The following is a 15,985-nucleotide window of genomic DNA, read 5'->3' as shown; positions in this document are numbered from 1 at the left end:
GATCGTGAACAGCCTCTGAAGAGCCGCATGTGAAGCAGGTCTTCACGAGGGTGCTGCGGAGAGCCTTCAGGGGCCTTTGTCTTCGGGATGTATGCCTGAAGATCTTTGCCGGGTGCGGGTCTTGGAGGGTCTACTTGCGCGCGCGCAATGCGGCGGCCAGGGCGTCGCGGGCCCAGGGCTGCATCAGCGCGGGGGATTCGAGCGCTTCATCCGGTGCGCGGTAGTAATTCATCTGCATCAGCTTGCCTTTGGCTTCGTAGCGGAAAGGTTCCAGCCCTTCCGCTTCAAAGGCTGCGCGGCTCTCGTCATCCACCTTCAGGTAGAGCACGTCATCAATCACGATGGCGAAGAACAGTTCCTCGCAATAGATGCCGGCGCCGCCGAACATGCGTTTGGTGCGGATGCGCCCGAGCGGGGCGAGCAGTTCCGCCAGATAGGCCAGATATTCGGCAGAGGCGCTCATGCGCGGCCCGTGAAGGGGTAGTTGATGGCGGGCTGGCGGCCATCGATGATGTCGGCCAGAGCGTGCGCCGAGCCGGCGGCGAGCGTCCAGCCCAGGGTGCCGTGGCCAGTGTTGTAGAAGAGATTGTCAAACTTGCTGCGGCCGATGATGGGCAGATTGCTCGGGGTGGTGGGGCGCAGGCCGGCCCAGTAATTGGGTTCGGCCGTGTCGCAGACACCGGGGAAGACATCTTCCGCCCAGCGTAGCAGGGCGGCGCAGCGCTCTGGGTCCAGATCGGTGTTGTAGCCGTTCAGTTCGGCGGTGCCGGCGATGCGCAGGCTGTCGCCCAAACGCGAGCAGACGATGCGCCGGGATTCATCGGTCAGGCTGACGGCCGGGGCGCGCTGCGGGTTGCGCAGGCTCAGGGTGGTGGAGTAGCCCTTGACCGGATAAATCGGCAGGCGCTCGCCGAGCGGGCGCATCAGTGGTGTGCTGTAGCTGCCGGCGGCGATCACGTAGCGGTCTGCAAGCAGGGTTTCGTGTCGCCCGCCGCGCAGGACTTTCAGGCCGCCGATGTGGCGTTCGTCGCGCAGGAAGTTTTCCGCTGAGGTGTCGTAGAGGAATTCAACCCCGGCGTCCCGGCAGCGGCCGGCCAGCTCGGTGACGAAGCGTTGTGCATCGCCGCTTTCATCTTCGGTGCCGAACATGCCGCCGACCAGACGCGTTTCCACATGGGCCAGGCTGGGTTCGGTATCGACGCATTGCGATGGCGTGAGCATGCGCGAGCCGATGCCGAGCTGGCTCAGCACGCGCTGCTGGGCTTCGCCGTGGAGGTAGTTTTCCTTGGCGAAGTAAAGGTGCAGCACGCCCCGCGAGAGGCTGTTGTAGTGGATGTCGGTGGCTTCGCGCAGGGCCCGCAGCTGCACGCCGCTGTAGGCAGCCAGATTGGCGATGGCGAGGGTGTTGCGGCGGGTCCGATGCGGCAGGCATTCCCGCAGGAACTGCAGACCCCAGGCGATGCGCGCTGCTTCGGCAGGCCAGCGGAAGAGCAGCGGGGCGTCGTTGCGCCCCAGCCATTTCAGCACGGTTAGCGGTGCGCCGGGATTGGCCCAGGGCTCGGGGTGGCTGATGGAGATCTGGCCGCCGTTGGCGAAGCTGGTTTCCAGAGCGGGGCCGGCGTTGCGGTCGATCACGGTGACGGTGTGGCCTGCGGCGCGCAGGTACCAGGCGGCAGTTACACCGGCCAGACCGGCGCCAACAATCAGGATGTGCATGGTGTTTTGCGTAGAAGCGTGTGTTGCGCAGAGCGGAGAGGGAAGGCATTTGTTGCAGTACAGAGCGGATTATTCTCCGATTCGCGTGCCTGCGGGATGACCTGTGCCAATCAGGGGCTTTGTACCCTTGGATGCTGTTCATGACTTTTGTTTGTCACTCAAACCCCTCCCCGCCCCTCCCCTTGACAGGGGAGGGAGATCAAACTGGCCGGATCCGGGGTGCTCCTCCCCTGTCAAGGGGAGGTTGGGAGGGGTTGAAAGCGTTCGATAACTGCCTTACTCAAGGCATCTGGAAGACCATGGACAGACTTTAGGGGATTGATGGTCAAGCTCTTGCCTGTGTCGGCCGTAAATTCCCGGTGAGCGCATGTACGCGCCTGGAGGAGTGGACATGAAAATCAGGACCAAGCTGCTGTTGCTTCTGCTGGTCGGTGGGCTGACGATTCTCGGCCAGGGGTTGTGTGGTTTGTGGCAGATGCAGCGCTTGTCTAGCCGGCTCGACGCAGGCCTGCAGGCGACGCTGGCGAGCGGCGAACTGGTGATGACGGTGTCGCAGGCCCAGATCAGTTTCAAGACCCAGGTGCAGGAGTGGAAGAACATCCTGATTCGCGGGAGCGACAAATCCCTGTTCGACAAGCACCTCAAGCAGTTTGGTGAGGAAGCCGGCAAGGCTGATGCGGCGCTTGCCCGGGTTGTTCAGGGCATGCAGGCAGCGCAGCTTGATCCGGCGCCGGCGCAGAAGGCGCAGGCCGAACTCAAGACGCTGGACCAGAAATACCGGGCGGCCCTGCAGGTTTTCGATCCGGCTGATCCGGAGGCTGGCCGCAAAGTGGATGTGGCGGTGCGCGGGATGGACCGCTCGCTGGCACTGGCGCTGGATGAACTGGAAAAGACCATCCGCCTGTTCCAGGAAACGCAGGCGACCGGTTACACCACGGAAGCGGCGGCCGTGATGCGCAATGCTGTCTGGCTGACGGTGCTGGGGGTTGTGCTGGTGCTGGTGGTGATGATCTGGGCGGGCTGGATGCTGGCGCAATCAATCATGCAGTCGGTGTCGCAGTTGCGCCAGACCGTGCTGGATGTCGAACACGATTGGGATCTGACCTTGCGGATGCCGCTGCATGGGCGTGACGAACTGGCCCAGTGTGGTCAGGCGCTGAACCAGATGCTTGAGCGCTTCCAGCTGATCGTGCAGGAGATCCATGTCAAAACCGAAACGCTGGCACAGCAGACCGGATCGATTGCCAGTGCACTGGTGCAGGTGAGCCATGCGGCGGATGCGCAAAGCAGCTCGGCAACTGAAGTCGCGGCGGCGGTCGAAGAGCTGACGGTCAGCGTCGGGCAGGTCGGCGAGGCGGCGCAGGAAGCGCAGCTGCTGGCTGGCGAATCGCGGCGCAATGCCGACACCGGACAGCACGCGATGGAGCAGGGCAACGCCCAGTTGCGGCGGACCTCCGAACGCATCAACGAAACGGCGCAGGCGCTGGAGGAACTGGGAACACGCTCGAATGCCATCTCCGGCATCGTGCAGACCGTCAAGGAGATTGCCGATCAGACCAATCTGCTGGCCCTCAATGCGGCCATCGAAGCGGCGCGTGCGGGCGAGCAGGGGCGCGGCTTTGCGGTGGTGGCCGACGAGGTGCGCAAGCTGGCGGAGAGCACCACGCGCTCGACCGAGCAGATCAACGAGCTGGTCAAGCTGATCCAGGAGAGCGCATCCCGGGCGATCGCCGATGTGCAGGGTGTGGTGGGGGAATTCAGCGAGCAGCTGGTGCTGGCGCAACAGGCCGATGGGGCGATCGGGCAGATCCGTCAGGCGGCGGACCAGACCAGCGAGGCCAGCACCCGCATCAACGATGCACTGCGCGAGCAGTCGGCCGCCAGCCAGTTGATTGCGCGTCAGGTCGAGCAGATTGCCGGCATGAGCGAGGAAAACAAGCGCGCCGTGAGTGGTGTGGATCAGAGTACCCACAGCCTCAACCAGCTCGCCGACGAGCTGGCCGGCGCGGTGAAACGTTTCCGGGTTTGAGGTTTGCGGGGGGGGGGCTGAAAAGCCGCTTCCGGCCTTGTTCTTTAGGGTGTCTGTCTGCGAAGCCAGACGAGGCGCTAGTCTTCGGGGTGGCGGCCTGAAGAAGCCCGCCACATGCGGCTCTTCAGCGGGTCAGCTGATCCGCGCCGGTGCGGGCTCCAGGGCTTCTGCGGGGCCGCGCGCCGCGCAGTCCATGACCTGCTCGCCCGGATTCAGCAGCAGTCCCAGGTCGAGGGCAATGGCCGTTTCGCTCAGGCGTGCCAGTTCGCGGCGCTCGTCTGCTGGCGCCAGCGCGTCCAGAAAGCGCAGCTCGGCGCGGATGCCCGAGGCGCGCACGATGTTCAGCATCGACTGGCCGAAACTCAGATCGCCGTCATAGGCCGGCGCGGTGCAGGGCGCCCCGTTCGCGTCGCGGTAACGCAGGCTGGCCGGCTGTACCAGTGCCTGTGCATCAATCGCCGCCTGGAACAGTGCCGCCCGGAAAGGCAGCATGGATGTGCCTTGCGTGGTGGTGCCCTCGGGGAAGACCGCCACGCGCTCCTCTCCCGCCATGCGTGCGGCCATCGCCTGTGCCGAGCGGGCCGCAGCGGTGCGGCTGCCGCGCTCGATGAACAGGGTGCCGGAGTGTTCGACCAGCCAGCCGATGGCCGGCCAGTCCTTCACATCGTCCTTGCACACGAAGGTGGTGGGGGTGATCGCGTTCATCACGAACACATCCAGCCAGGAAATATGGTTGCACACGATCAGGATGCCGGCAGGCAGCTCGGTGCGGTTCGTCGCGAAGCTGACGCCGAGTGCTTCAACCAGCCGGCGTGACCAGTCCTGCTTGCGGGCACGGCGCTGATCCGGGCTCCAGTGCTGGAAGCGGAAACGCACCATGAAAATGCCGCGCAGCACCAGCCCGACCACACGGGTCAGGCGCCAGACAGCACGGAGTTCGCGGAAGACGGAGATGGGCACGAGAGCATGCAGAAGCCGCAGGAGCGGGCGAGTTTACACCCGCTGCCGTGCGCGCAGGCGCAGACGATTTGCTTTCAGGCGCCCTGGCGTTCGACGAAGTGCCTGGCGTAGCGCGAATCCACGCGTGCCATGTTCAGCAGGATCAGCAGGTCGGCCGTGTTGAAATCATGATCCCAGGCCGGAGCGCCGCAGATCTGGGCGCCGGCACGCAGATAGCCCTTGAGCAGCGGCGGGATTTCGGCCTTGACCTCGGTGGCCAGATGCTCGATCGGCAGCGGATTGCGCGGGAAGACGTGATATTCCACCGGCGCCAGCTTGTCCTGCAGTGCGTTGTAGATGTTGGTGGCGTTGTGGCCGCCGTCGGCCATGCCGATGCTGGCGCAGCCCATCATGTATTCATAGCCGTTGGCCAGCATGAAGCGCGACAGGCCGTTCCACAGCAGGGTGATCACTGCGCCGGTGCGGTATTCCGCGTCGATGCAGGAGCGGCCGACTTCCACCAGACGCTCGCGCAGATGCTGGAAGCGGGTCAGGTCGAATTCGGTTTCGGAATAGTAGCTGCCGATCCTGCGGGCGGCTTCAGGGGTCAGGATGCGGTAGGTGCCGACGATGCGGCCGAGATTTTCGTCGCGCACGATCAGATGCTGGCAGTGCGCATCGAAATGATCGTGATCCACACCGGGCGTGCGCGGGTTCAGGCGTGCGCCCATTTCCTCGCCGAACACGCGATAGCGCAGCTTCTGGGCTTCAAGGATTTCGGATTCCGAGCTGGCCAGCCCGACCCACAGATTGCGGGATTTCTGTTCGACGACTTGTGAGGCAGCGTGCAGCATGGCGTGTCCTTGGGTGGCGAGGGGGAATCCCCGTTGGCGCCACTCTAGGAGTTGCGTATTGCGCGTCGGTTACGTGTTTGTTGCAGAGGGGTGACACCCGCTGGCAGGGCCGCCAGCGGGTGGAAGTGGCTCAGAGCCGGACTTCACCATTGCTGGCTGCCGGCGCCTTGCCCGGACCGGCCGGGGCGGCTGCCGGGGCCGAACTGGCGGGAGCCGGAGCCAGCGGCGCGGCCGGCGAAACGCGGGTCTTGCCGCTGCTTTGCAGGACGCGGACGCGGTCACCGACGGCAAACTTCTCGTTCTTGCCGATTTCCTGCACCACCACCATGGCTTCACCGCTGTTCATGCGGACCGTCAGTTCCCAGGCGTCTTCGCGCGTCAGGCCTTCTTCGGCGGCGGCACCGGCGATGCCACCGACCACCGCGCCCACCACCGCGCCAACGATGGCGCCACGCCCCTGGCCCACGCTGCTGCCGGCCACGCCGCCGACGACTGCGCCGGAGCCCAGGCCGATCTTCGAGTCGGTGCCCTGCAGGCGCACCTTGCGGATTTCAATGAGAGTGCCTTCGCGGAAACTGATCGGGCGCTGGGCTTCTTCGCGGGAATACGAATCGCCAGCCAGGCTGCGGGCGCAGCCGGTGGCAACCAGGGTGCTGGCCAGCAGGCCGAGAAGGATGAGGAGTTTTTTCATGACGTGCTTCCTTTTTACCAGGGCTGCGCCCCGAAGGCCGCAGCAAAACGCGCAGCGATGTCGTCGCGCGAGGGACTGTAGTTCTGCCCGCCGCGGTGGGCGATTTTGATCGAACCCATGACCGAGGCGAGCTGCGCCGATTTCTCCAGCGTCCAGCCGTGCGACAGGCCGTAGAGCAGGCCGCCGCGGTAGGCGTCACCGCAACCGGTCGGGTCCACGATCTCATTGGCCGGCGGTGTGGCAACCTCGATCACCCTGCCTTCAGTGTAGATGCGCGAACCCTGTGCGCCGAGTGTGACAATCAGCCCCTGCAAACGTTCCGCGAGCACTTCCAGGCTCAGCCCGGTCTTTTCGCAGACCATCCGGGCTTCGTAATCGTTGAGGGTGCAATACGTGGCCAGATCGATGCATTCGAGCAATTCAGGGCCGGAGAACATCGGCAGCCCCTGACCCGGATCGAAGATGAAGGGCAGCCCTGCCGCCGCGAAACCGTGGGCGTGCTGGAACATGCCGTCGCGGCCGTCCGGCGAGACGATGCCCAGCTTGATGCCGTCGGCGTCACGCACATGGTTCTTGTGCGAATAGCTCATGGCGCCGGGGTGGAAGGCGGTGATCTGGTTGTCGTCCAGATCGGTGGTGATGAAGGCCTGGGCGGTGAAGGTGTCGCCGATTTCTCGGATGTAGCGTGTGCTGATGCCGAGTTTCTCGAGGCGTGACAGATACGGGCCGGCGTCGTCGCCGACGGTGGCCATGATCTGCGGATCACCGCCGAGCAGCTTGAGCGACCAGGCGATGTTGCCGGCGCAGCCACCGAAATCGCGACGCATCTCCGGCACGAGGAAAGACACATTCAGGATGTGAATCTGCTCGGGCAGGATGTGACGTTTGAACTGGGAATGGAACACCATGATGGTGTCGTAGGCCATCGAGCCGCAAATCAGAACTGACATGGTCGGAAACCGGATGAATTGGGGAAGCCGGCATTGTAGCCGAGGGGGCGGGCACCGGGCCGGCTTATGAGATCCGGGTTGGCATGCCTGAAGAGGCGCATGTGGCGGGCCTGAGCGGGCCATCCGGCTGCACAGGTCCGCCAGTATTGGCTTTCGCGGCTGGCGTGCTGGAAAGACCCGTCAGGAGCGGCTCCCGGGGATGCCCCGGGCAGGCTGTCGGGCTCTATTCCTGCGTCAGCAGATCGTTGCGCAGCTTGACCCGGTTTTCGTGTGCGCTGAGAGTCTGTTCCAGCACACAGACTAGGCGGTGCACGACCGCCTGCCAGTCGATCTGCAGCACGCTGGTGCGGGCCCGGGCCTGCATGGCGGCGAGCAGTTGCGGGGTCTGGACCAGGCCACTGGCGGCTTCGATGAAAGCAGCTTCGTCGCCATAGGGCACCAGCAGGCCGTTGTGGCCGTCGCTGAGCAGTTCGGCCGCCGCGGCGTAATTGAAACCGAGCACCGGCAGGCCGCTGGCCAGCGCCTCGGTGATCACGTTGCCGAAGGTCTCGGTGAGGCTGGGGAAAATGAAGCAATCGGCCGATGCGTAGTGCGCCGCCAGGTCTTCACCGTTGCGCATGCCGGCATAGACGTGTTCGGGGTAGCGGGCCTGCAGCGGTGCACGGGCCGGGCCATCACCGACGAAGATAAGGCGTGCATCGGGGCGCCGGGCGCGGATGGCCTCGAAGGCACGGATGCCCAGCTCCAGATTCTTCTCCGGGGCGAGGCGGCTGACGATGGCGCAGACCAGCGTATCGTCGCTGGCGCCCCAGCTCTGGCGCAGGGCCGCGCTGCGGCGTTGCGGGTTGAAGAGCTGGGTGTCCACGCCGCGGGCGACGACCTCAACCTTGCTGTAGCCGATGCCTTGCAGCTCGGCACGCAAGGATTCGGTGGGGGCAAGGCACAGGTCGCCCTTGTTGTGGAAGCGCCGCAACCAGGCGGCCAGCGGCTGCTTGAGCCAGCCCACGCCGTAGTAACGCGTGTAGCTGTGGAAATTGGTGTGGAATTCGGTGATCACCGGCAGCTTCAGCTTGCGCGCCGCCGCCACGGCAGACCAGCCCAGCGGCCCTTCGGTGACAACCTGCACGACATCCGGCCGGCGTGCTGTCCAGGCCCGGATCAAGGCCTGACGGGCCGGCATGCCCATCTTCAGATGCTCGTATTTCGGGATCGGAATGCCGCGCGCCAGCATCTCCTCGAAGCTGCCGCCGTGTGCGGGCTGCTCTGCGGCGCTCTGCCGCGGGCGGATCAGGTGAACCTCATGGCCCAGCGCGAGCAAGCCATCCACCACGCGGCCAGTGGTCATCGCCACGCCATTGACTTCGGGCGGATAGGTTTCGGTGACCAGCGCGATGCGCAGCTGGCGGCGCGCCGGGGCAAGGGTCTGCATGAGCAAGCGCGGCGTGTCCATCGACAAAGGCCCTCGGTGAAGGTCTGTGCGGACTCACCGGAGCCCGCTGCGCCGGGATGCTGCGCCTGCCGCATGACAGGCGTGTGACGACTCGCTGCGCCGGCTTTCAGCCGAAAAAGATCAGCCCCCAGACGGCGGCCAGATTGATCAGGGTGAGCAGCACGGCGGCGCTGCCGATGTCCTTGGCGCGCTTGGCCAGCTCATGGCGCTCCAGCGAAACGCGGTCGACCACGGCTTCCACGGCCGAGTTGAGCAGCTCGACGATCAGGACCAGCAGCACGCAGGCGATCAGCAGGGCTTTCTCGACGCCGGAGTGCGGGTAGAGCACCGCAATCGGCAGCAGCACAATGGCCAGCAGGACTTCCTGGCGGAATGCATCCTCATGCTGCAAGGCGGCGCGCAGGCCGGCCAGTGAATAGTTGAAAGCGTTCCAGATGCGGACGAGGCCGGTCTTGCCTTTGAAGGGACTTTCCATGAGGGCACCAGTGGAGGGTAACGTTCAAGTATCGCGGGTCGATATTGCAGCGACGTGAATCGGGTGGTGGCCGTCTGCTTCAGGCCAGGGCGAAGTAGATCTTTTCGACCTGCCCGGCAATCGTGCGCCAGTCGTAGCGCTTGCGGGCCTGCTCACGGCCGGCGGCGCGCATGGCCGCGTACTGCTGCGGGTGGGCGGCGATGTCGAGAATCCGCGTTGCGGCTTCCTGTGCGTCGCTGGCATCGTCCAGCAGCAGGGCGTGTTCCCGGTCCGTCACGGTTTCGGTGATGCCGGCGAGCCGCGAAGTGATCACGGCGCAGCCCGTAGCCAGCCCCTCGATCAGCACCAGCGGGTGTTGCTCGCCCTTGAAGCGGGTGGCGAACAGCAGCACGTCGGCCACCCGATAGACGTTCACCAGCTGGTGATGCGGCAGGGCGGGCAGGTCGATGAGCAGGCCGTCGGCAATCAGCTTGCGGCGCAACACTTCGCGTTCGGCATAGCCTTCTTCCTTCAGGGTGTCAGCCGGGGTCGGGCCGGCACACACGCCCTGCACCTGCAGGCCGCGGGCGGCCAGATTCTGCAGGGCCTGCAGGAAGGTCACAAAGCCCTTGGAGGCCTGCTTGCGTCCCACATAAGCGACCACAAAGCTCTCCGCCGGGATGCCCAGCGCGATCCGCAGGCCGTTGCGCGTGGTGGGGTCGGCCGGCGAGAACAGGTCGGTGTCGGCACCGTTCGGGATCACCTCGATGCGCTCGGCCGGGAAGCCGCGTTCGATCAGGCTTTCGCGGGTGAACGACGACACCGCGATGTAGCGATCCGCCAGCCCCAGTTCCGGGCTCCAGCTGCGCACCGAATGGGCGTGGATGACGACCGGCATTTCGCGGCCGACACGGCGACGGAAATCTGCCACCGGGAATTCGATCTGATGTGCGTGGACGAGATCGATCTCGTTCGCCTGGCAGAGGCGCGCAAGCCGCGCGTGCAGTGGCTGTGGATCGAAGCGGAAGGTCTTGCGCATGCGGGTGTAAGCCGCTCCTTCGGCAATCCGGCGGATCTCGCCCAGTTCCGGATGCAGATCAAATTCGCCCAGACCGGCCTCGCGCGCCGTGACGTGGATGTTGCGGGTGAAGCCCAGGCGTTTCGAGATCTCCGCCGCCACGATGGCCGGGGCGAAACCGCGCAGATCCGGCAATGCGCCGTGGGGGGTATAGGTGACTGCTTTCATCAGGGCCTCACATCAGGATTCGGCTGCCGGACAGGCATGAGCACTGTCCGCTTGCGCCCGCATGCTACCTGTTATCGCGTCGCCCGGGGCGTGCCGCGGGCGCGTCGGGATTGCGCGTATACTGGCGCCCTTCCTGTGTATGCCGGTCTTTTCCGGCAAGTATCCATGTCCAGTCTTCAGTCGTTTCTCTCTGCTCTGAGCGCTTCTGAACGGCGCCTGCTTCTTGGCGCCGCACTGCTTGAAGCGGCCCTGATGTTCGTCTGGTCGGTCACCGGCACCATCGCCTTGCGCCATGGCTTGCTGCTGCTGCTGATCAGCATGCTGCCGTTCATCCGCCTCGACCTGCCGGCACTGCGCCGCGAGTTCGGCCATGGAGCGATCCTGCTGCTGGGCATGCTGACGCTCTGGATCGTGCTGCACAACCTGTTTTTTGCATGGGATGCCGGGCGTGCCTGGTATGAGTCCGTGCAGTGGTTCAAGGCCATGCTCTGCCTGCTGCTGGGGCTCGCGCTGGTGTGCGCGCCGCGATCGGCCAGGCCGGCGGCGCGCTGGCGGTTCTGGCTGCTCGGGGTGGCCGCGGCCTGGGCGCTGCACCTGATCCTGAATGTGCTGCTGAAGGACTGGTCGCAGCCGCTGGTGACCGTCATGCAGGCGGCAACCCGGGTTGGGTCGCGCGACATGGTGAGTTATCTCGGCACCGGTTTGCTGGCGCTGTTGCTCGCCGATGGCGTGGCGCGCTTTGCCGGTGGCGTGCGCCTGCTGCCTCTGGCCACACGCTGGCTGTGGGTGAGCGTGCTGGCCTGCATCGCCTTGACCGTGGCAACCATGACCCGCAATGCCCTGCCGGTCATGGCCGTGGAAGTCGGCCTGGCGATTGTGGCGCTCATCGGGGCTTCGGCGACCCGGCGGCAGCGCCTGCGTCGCGGAGCTCTGGCGACACTGGTGCTGGCACTGGTGGCCGGGGCCATGGCAGCGAATCTGGCGCTGGATCAGCGCTGGACGAATTTTGCCGATTCGGCGCGCATCGCCTGGGATACCGAGCACAACACCTGGTGGATTGATCAGGTGAAGAACCCGCGCCCGGTGAATGCGCAGGGCGTGCCGGTGGATCATTCCGCCTATAACCGGATCGCCTGGATCAAGGGCGTGTGCAGCATGATCGCCGAATACCCGCTGGGTACGGGTTATGACCGCAACGCATTCCGGCGAGCGCTGATGAAGCACTACGGTGCTGACAATACCGCTACCGGCCACGCCCACGCCGGCCTGTTCGATTTCACCATGGCCACCGGCATTCCCGGCGGTGTGATGTTCATTGGCGCGCTGCTGTGGCTGAGCCTGCATGGCTGGCGGCGCTGGCGCGCCACGCGTGATCCGGCCGGGCTGGCGCTGGCGATCTTCACGCTGAGCTACCTGCTGCGTGCCGCTGTGGATGGTATCGTGCGGGATCACATGCTGGAACAGGCCATGTTCGTCATCGGTCTGCTGTGCGCCGCCAGCATGGCCGACCATCAGGAGTCCAAAGCGTGAAGCGCATCCTTGTCATCCGTCGCGACAACATTGGCGATCTGGTGTGCACCACCCCGCTGATCCGGGCGCTGCGCCTGCGTTACCCTGCCGCGCAGATCGATGCGCTGGTCAACAGCTACAACCTGCCGGTGGTGGCGCACAACCCGGATCTGAACCTCGCCTGCGCCTACACCAAGGCCAAGCATCGTGCCGCGGACGAAAGCCTGATCGGGGTGACCTGGCGACGCCTGCGCCTGATGTGGCAATTGCGCCGCACCCGCTACGACCTGATCGTGCTGGCCAATGGGGGGTGCCTGAAGCGCCCGCTGCGGCTCGCGAAACTGATCGGCGCACAGCACGTGCTCGGCTTTTACGACGCCAGTGTCGCAGGGGCGGATTTGATCGACCTGCGTGTCACCGAGCCCAAGCCGCGCAGCGGGCACGAGGTGGAGCATCTCTTCAGCTTGCTGGCTCCGCTGGATATCCAGCCGCCGGCCGGGCCGGAAGTCCTGCGGCCCGATCCGGCCGAGCAACAGCGCGCATGCGATCTGTTGCAGGCCCAGACCTGGTACGCCACGCGCCCCACGCTCGCCGTGCATATCAGCGCGCGCAAGCCCAGCCAGCGCTGGCCGGTGGAGCATTTTATCGAAGTGCTCAAGACGCTCGCCGCGCAGCGCGACGTGCAATTCATGCTGTTCTGGTCACCCGGCGACGAGCACAACCCGATGCATCCCGGCGACGACCGCAAGGCGGCCGCCATCCGTGCCGGCCTGCCTGCGGATTTCCCCTTGCTGCCCTGGCCTACCAGCCATCTGCAGGAGCTGATCGGCGGCCTCTCGGTGTGCGAGGGCATGCTCTGCAGCGACGGCGGCGCCATGCACATCGGTGCCGCGCTCGGTTTGCCGATCGCCTGCTTCTTCGGCCAGTCCGATGTCACCACCTGGCGTCCTTGGGGCGTGGAGCATCGCGTCATGCAACCGGCGTCGCGAGAGGTGGCGGACGTGAGTTGTGCCGAGGCTCTGGCCGCGCTCGATGCGCTATGGCCGGCAATTTCCGCGCGGCGGGCAGGCTGAAGAGCCGCTTCCCGCCTTGATTTCAGGCGTGCCTGTCTGGAAACTAAGGCGGGGAGCGCTTCTCTCTGACGAGGGGCTGAAGAAGCCCGCCAGATGCGGCTCTCAGCCCGGCAGAGGGATATTGCAGGCTTCCAGCAGGCGGCGCATTTTCTGCGGATAGGTTTCCAGCTGCCGCACTTTTTCCCAGCCAGCGCGCGCAATGCGCTCGCGTTCGGCGTCATGGGCGAGGTAATACAGGGCCTTGTCGCGCATTTCTGCGGGCGAATGGGCGACCACCACTTCCTTGTCCGGCTCCAGATATTCCTCGATGCCCGGCGCGTAGTCAGTCAGCAGCAGGCTGCCGGTGGCCGGTACGTCGAAGATGCGCAGGTTCAGCGCGCTGCCGCCGGTGCCGCCATTTTCCCAGGCGGAGACGTTGAGCACGATTTTCGCCTGGTTGTAGAGCAGGTTCAGCTCGTGTCCGAAGACCCCTTCCGACACCTGATGTGCGGCCAGCGGAGTGTGGCCCCACTCCGGTCCGTACACCTTCAGGCTCAGCTCTCGCAGGGGCATTAGCCATTCCACCCGGCGCTTCTTTTCGCGTCCGACGAAAACCAGATCGTGCATCTTGGCCTGGCCTTCAAGCCGGGAGTAGGCCGAGGCATCGAAGCCCAGCGCCGGCAGGTACCGAATTTTCGGATTAGTGATGCCGCTGCGGTGGATGCAGAAGTAGTGGTCGTAGAGTTCGGCTTCGCGATTGGGTTTGCCGATCCAGGTCGGCCCCTCTACGCACCAGCCGATGGTTTTCTTCACGCCAGCCTCCTGCCGCAAGGCTTCCAGAACGCGTTGCGGATAGGTGAAGGTACTGATTACCAGCAGATAGTCCGGGCGCAGCGCATGTGCTTTGGCTATCAGTCCGTCGAAGCGTTGTGCTTCCTCCAGCCAGGGCAGGCGCGACTTGGTGTCTGCCTTCGAGCGGCCGATCAGCCGACCACCGAGTACGGCGCTGCGCTCCAGCATCTTCCAGCCGAAGCCGCGCCTGGCCTCGACGACCGGATTGAACATCCCGACATTGAAGCCGAGACCTTTCAGTGCTTCAACGCAGGCGCCACCCAGGGGGATGTGCCAGGCACCACCACCTTCTACAAAGGGGAAGCTGATGAGGATCGTGGGTTGGGACATGGGGAAGTATGAGGCGTGGTGAGTGAGGTGCTGGAGCGGGTACGTTGTGCGATGTTTTTCCGGCTTCCCGCTCTTCGTTTTCAATCAATCTGGCAAGCCAGACCCTTGAGGTATTCGCCTTCCGGCACCGCGAGGCCGATCGGATGATCCGGTCCGGCCGAGAGGCGATGGATGATGCGCGCATCGACGCCGGCATCCACGGCCGAGCCGGCGACGATCTGCTGAAACAGCTCCTGGCCGATGCCGCCGGAGCAGGAGTAGGTCATCAGGATGCCGCCCGGGTTGAGCAGGCGGAAGCCGAGGATGTTGATGTCCTTGTAGGCGCGGGCGGCGCGCTGGGCGTGGGCCGCCGAGGGCGCGAACTTGGGCGGGTCGAGGATGATCAGGTCGAACTTGCGTTCTTCCTTGCGCAGCGCGCGCAGGGCTTCGAACACGTCGTCTTCGCGCCATTCGGCGCGGCCGGCGTCGAGTTGCGGATTCAGGGCGAGGTTGCGCCTGGCGGCTTCCAGCGCCGGGCCGGAGGAGTCGATGGACAGGGTGCTGGTCGCGCCGCCCGCCAGTGCCTGCAGCGAGAAACCGGCGGTGTAGCAGAAACAGTTGAGCACACTGCGGCCACGGCTCAGCTCGCCGGTGAGCAGGCGGTTGTCGCGCTGGTCGAGGTAGAAGCCGGTCTTGTGGCCGCTCACCACGTCGACTTCCATGCGTACGCCGTTTTCCACGATGGTCAGCGCGCCCTCAGGCAATGTGCCGTAAGCCACGCCGCTGCGCGGTTCCAAGCCTTCGAGCTTGCGTACGTCGGAATCCGAGCGTTCGTATACACACTCGCAGCCGGTGGCCTGGACGAGGCCGGCGATGATGGCGTCCCGCCACTTCTCGCCGCCCGCGCTGGTCAGTTGCAGCACCACGACCGGGCCAAAGCGGTCGGCGATCACGCCGGGCAGACCGTCGGACTCGCCGTGGATCAGGCGTACACCGTCCTGTTGGGCGAGATGTGGATGGGCGGCGCGGCGCGCCACGCAGGCCGCCACGCGGCGCTTGAAGAAGCCGTGGTCGATGGATTCGTCCGCATCGAAGCTCCACATCCGCGCGCGGATCTGCGATTCCGGCGAGTAGGCCGCACGGCCCATCAGCTGGCCGCGCTCGTTGTATACCTCGACGGTGTCGCCCGGTTTGGATCGGCCCGCCAGCTTGGCTACCGAGCCGGCGAAGATCCACGGATGGCGGCGCATCACGGAGCGCTCCTTGCCGGGGGCGAGAATCAGTTCGGCCATGATCGGGGTCCGGGGAATGTGTCTGGAAGGGTGCGAATCGTAGCGGAAAACACTGATGGGGGTAGTGTTCCGCCTCATGCAATCATCTGCCACCCTTTTCTGAACGCGAATCTCATGCTCCAGCCGCCTGCCATCATCGATGTGGAAGCCTCCGGCTTCGGTGCTGGCAGTTACCCCATCGAGATTGGTTGCGTACTGGCCGATGGCCGCAGCTACTGCGCCCTGATCCAGCCGGTGGCGGAGTGGACGCACTGGGACCCTGCGGCTGAGGCGATGCACGGGATCAGCCGTGAAGCCCTTGCGCAGCACGGGCTGCCGCCACTGTCGGTGGCGATCCGGCTGAACGCGCTGCTGCATGGCCAGACCGTCTATTCCGACTCCTGGGCGCATGACTACGCCTGGCTGGCCACCCTGCATGAGGCGGCCCGGGTGCCACCGACCTATCGGGTGGATCATCTGGCACGGATCACCCCTGAAATCGAAGCCCGCCGCTGGAAGGACATCCGCGACGATGTGCAGCAAAGCCTGCAGGTTGAGCGCCATCGGGCCAGTGCTGATGCCCGCGTGCTGCAGATGACCTGGATGTGCGTGATGGGCAACGCCGACCTGCCCGCCGCAGGGATTTGAACGCCTGCCTGGAAA

15 protein-coding genes are annotated in these 15,985 nt (G+C 65.2%); 4 read left to right on the top strand and 11 right to left on the bottom strand.

Going from position 1 to position 15,985, the window contains the following annotated elements; translation table 11 throughout:
* Nucleotides 1–130: 130 nt before the first annotated feature.
* Both Q9Q94_RS02810 and Q9Q94_RS02805 read right to left on the bottom strand, forming a co-directional pair.
* Complete coding sequence (locus Q9Q94_RS02810; RefSeq protein ID WP_305978500.1) at nt 131–463, bottom strand: TfoX/Sxy family protein; 333 nt, start codon at nt 461–463, stop codon at nt 131–133.
* On the bottom strand, nt 460–1,716 hold the full coding sequence (locus Q9Q94_RS02805; RefSeq protein WP_305978499.1) for a D-amino acid dehydrogenase: 1,257 nt from the start codon (nt 1,714–1,716) through the stop codon (nt 460–462). Before Q9Q94_RS02805 ends, Q9Q94_RS02810 begins: the two co-directional genes overlap by 4 nt.
* A gap of 391 nt (nt 1,717–2,107) precedes the next feature.
* Between Q9Q94_RS02805 and Q9Q94_RS02800 the strand changes: the two genes are divergently transcribed.
* On the top strand, nt 2,108–3,745 hold the full coding sequence (locus tag Q9Q94_RS02800) for a methyl-accepting chemotaxis protein (RefSeq protein WP_305978498.1): 1,638 nt from the start codon (nt 2,108–2,110) through the stop codon (nt 3,743–3,745).
* Between the two features lie 132 nt (nt 3,746–3,877).
* On the opposite strand, the gene Q9Q94_RS02795 is transcribed toward Q9Q94_RS02800, so the two are convergent.
* The 7 genes from Q9Q94_RS02795 to Q9Q94_RS02765 form a co-directional block, all read right to left on the bottom strand.
* Entirely contained in the window at nt 3,878–4,705 is an 828-nt protein-coding gene (locus Q9Q94_RS02795) for a 1-acyl-sn-glycerol-3-phosphate acyltransferase (RefSeq protein WP_305978497.1), read from the bottom strand.
* A gap of 74 nt (nt 4,706–4,779) precedes the next feature.
* A complete protein-coding gene (locus Q9Q94_RS02790) occupies nt 4,780–5,538 on the bottom strand; it encodes a GNAT family N-acetyltransferase (protein WP_305978496.1) in 759 nt (252 codons plus the stop codon).
* A gap of 130 nt (nt 5,539–5,668) precedes the next feature.
* Complete coding sequence (locus Q9Q94_RS02785; protein ID WP_305978495.1) at nt 5,669–6,229, bottom strand: hypothetical protein; 561 nt, start codon at nt 6,227–6,229, stop codon at nt 5,669–5,671.
* 14 nt (nt 6,230–6,243) lie between these two features.
* Nucleotides 6,244–7,179, bottom strand: coding sequence for a carbohydrate kinase family protein (locus Q9Q94_RS02780; protein WP_305978494.1), 936 nt, complete (start codon nt 7,177–7,179; stop codon nt 6,244–6,246).
* Nucleotides 7,180–7,402: 223 nt separating this feature from the next.
* Nucleotides 7,403–8,608 carry a glycosyltransferase family 1 protein gene (locus tag Q9Q94_RS02775; protein WP_305978493.1) on the bottom strand — a complete coding sequence of 402 codons (1,206 nt, stop codon included), beginning with the start codon at nt 8,606–8,608 and terminating at the stop codon, nt 7,403–7,405.
* A 127-nt stretch (nt 8,609–8,735) separates the two neighbouring features.
* Nucleotides 8,736–9,104 carry a diacylglycerol kinase gene (locus tag Q9Q94_RS02770; protein ID WP_305978492.1) on the bottom strand — a complete coding sequence of 123 codons (369 nt, stop codon included), beginning with the start codon at nt 9,102–9,104 and terminating at the stop codon, nt 8,736–8,738.
* Nucleotides 9,105–9,183: 79 nt separating this feature from the next.
* A complete protein-coding gene (locus tag Q9Q94_RS02765) occupies nt 9,184–10,329 on the bottom strand; it encodes a glycosyltransferase family 4 protein (RefSeq protein WP_305978491.1) in 1,146 nt (381 codons plus the stop codon).
* Between the two features lie 165 nt (nt 10,330–10,494).
* On the opposite strand from Q9Q94_RS02765, the gene Q9Q94_RS02760 reads away from it, so the two are divergent.
* Both Q9Q94_RS02760 and Q9Q94_RS02755 read left to right on the top strand, forming a co-directional pair.
* The gene (locus Q9Q94_RS02760; protein ID WP_305978490.1) at nt 10,495–11,859 is read left to right on the top strand and encodes an O-antigen ligase; all 1,365 of its coding nucleotides are present in this window, start codon (nt 10,495–10,497) and stop codon (nt 11,857–11,859) included.
* On the top strand, nt 11,856–12,911 hold the full coding sequence (locus Q9Q94_RS02755) for a glycosyltransferase family 9 protein (RefSeq protein ID WP_305978489.1): 1,056 nt from the start codon (nt 11,856–11,858) through the stop codon (nt 12,909–12,911). The genes Q9Q94_RS02760 and Q9Q94_RS02755 overlap by 4 nt, the downstream gene beginning before the upstream one ends.
* Nucleotides 12,912–13,013: 102 nt before the next feature.
* Here Q9Q94_RS02755 and Q9Q94_RS02750 read toward each other — a convergent pair whose 3' ends face one another.
* Together Q9Q94_RS02750 and Q9Q94_RS02745 are read right to left on the bottom strand one after the other, a co-directional pair.
* A complete protein-coding gene (locus Q9Q94_RS02750) occupies nt 13,014–14,072 on the bottom strand; it encodes a glycosyltransferase (RefSeq protein ID WP_305978488.1) in 1,059 nt (352 codons plus the stop codon).
* An 80-nt stretch (nt 14,073–14,152) separates the two neighbouring features.
* Nucleotides 14,153–15,343 carry a class I SAM-dependent rRNA methyltransferase gene (locus tag Q9Q94_RS02745; RefSeq protein ID WP_305978487.1) on the bottom strand — a complete coding sequence of 397 codons (1,191 nt, stop codon included), beginning with the start codon at nt 15,341–15,343 and terminating at the stop codon, nt 14,153–14,155.
* A gap of 114 nt (nt 15,344–15,457) precedes the next feature.
* Here Q9Q94_RS02745 and Q9Q94_RS02740 point away from each other — a divergent pair, with 114 nt between their 5' ends.
* The gene (locus Q9Q94_RS02740) at nt 15,458–15,970 is read left to right on the top strand and encodes a hypothetical protein (protein WP_305978486.1); all 513 of its coding nucleotides are present in this window, start codon (nt 15,458–15,460) and stop codon (nt 15,968–15,970) included.
* The last annotated feature ends 15 nt before the right edge of the window (nt 15,971–15,985 follow it).

Origin of the sequence: Uliginosibacterium sp. 31-16, assembly GCF_030730865.1 — a bacterium.
Lineage (GTDB): Bacteria > Pseudomonadota > Gammaproteobacteria > Burkholderiales > Rhodocyclaceae > Uliginosibacterium.
The sequence above is the reverse complement of the archived record's forward strand: the minus strand, read 5'-3'. Positions and strand labels throughout refer to the sequence as shown.

Excerpts from the sequence above, each read along its gene's own strand:
- Q9Q94_RS02780 (WP_305978494.1), bottom strand. The coding sequence starts at position 7,179 with ATGTCAGTTCTGATTTGCGGCTCGATGGCCTACGACACCATCATGGTG.
- Q9Q94_RS02775 (WP_305978493.1), bottom strand. The coding sequence starts at position 8,608 with ATGCAGACCCTTGCCCCGGCGCGCCGCCAGCTGCGCATCGCGCTGGTC.
- Q9Q94_RS02790 (WP_305978496.1), bottom strand. The coding sequence starts at position 5,538 with ATGCTGCACGCTGCCTCACAAGTCGTCGAACAGAAATCCCGCAATCTG.
- Q9Q94_RS02805 (WP_305978499.1), bottom strand. The coding sequence starts at position 1,716 with ATGCACATCCTGATTGTTGGCGCCGGTCTGGCCGGTGTAACTGCCGCC.
- Q9Q94_RS02770 (WP_305978492.1), bottom strand. The coding sequence starts at position 9,104 with ATGGAAAGTCCCTTCAAAGGCAAGACCGGCCTCGTCCGCATCTGGAAC.
- Q9Q94_RS02765 (WP_305978491.1), bottom strand. The coding sequence starts at position 10,329 with ATGAAAGCAGTCACCTATACCCCCCACGGCGCATTGCCGGATCTGCGC.
- Q9Q94_RS02760 (WP_305978490.1), top strand. The coding sequence starts at position 10,495 with ATGTCCAGTCTTCAGTCGTTTCTCTCTGCTCTGAGCGCTTCTGAACGG.
- Q9Q94_RS02800 (WP_305978498.1), top strand. The coding sequence starts at position 2,108 with ATGAAAATCAGGACCAAGCTGCTGTTGCTTCTGCTGGTCGGTGGGCTG.
- Q9Q94_RS02810 (WP_305978500.1), bottom strand. The coding sequence starts at position 463 with ATGAGCGCCTCTGCCGAATATCTGGCCTATCTGGCGGAACTGCTCGCC.
- Q9Q94_RS02740 (WP_305978486.1), top strand. The coding sequence starts at position 15,458 with ATGCTCCAGCCGCCTGCCATCATCGATGTGGAAGCCTCCGGCTTCGGT.
- Q9Q94_RS02785 (WP_305978495.1), bottom strand. The coding sequence starts at position 6,229 with ATGAAAAAACTCCTCATCCTTCTCGGCCTGCTGGCCAGCACCCTGGTT.
- Q9Q94_RS02745 (WP_305978487.1), bottom strand. The coding sequence starts at position 15,343 with ATGGCCGAACTGATTCTCGCCCCCGGCAAGGAGCGCTCCGTGATGCGC.
- Q9Q94_RS02750 (WP_305978488.1), bottom strand. The coding sequence starts at position 14,072 with ATGTCCCAACCCACGATCCTCATCAGCTTCCCCTTTGTAGAAGGTGGT.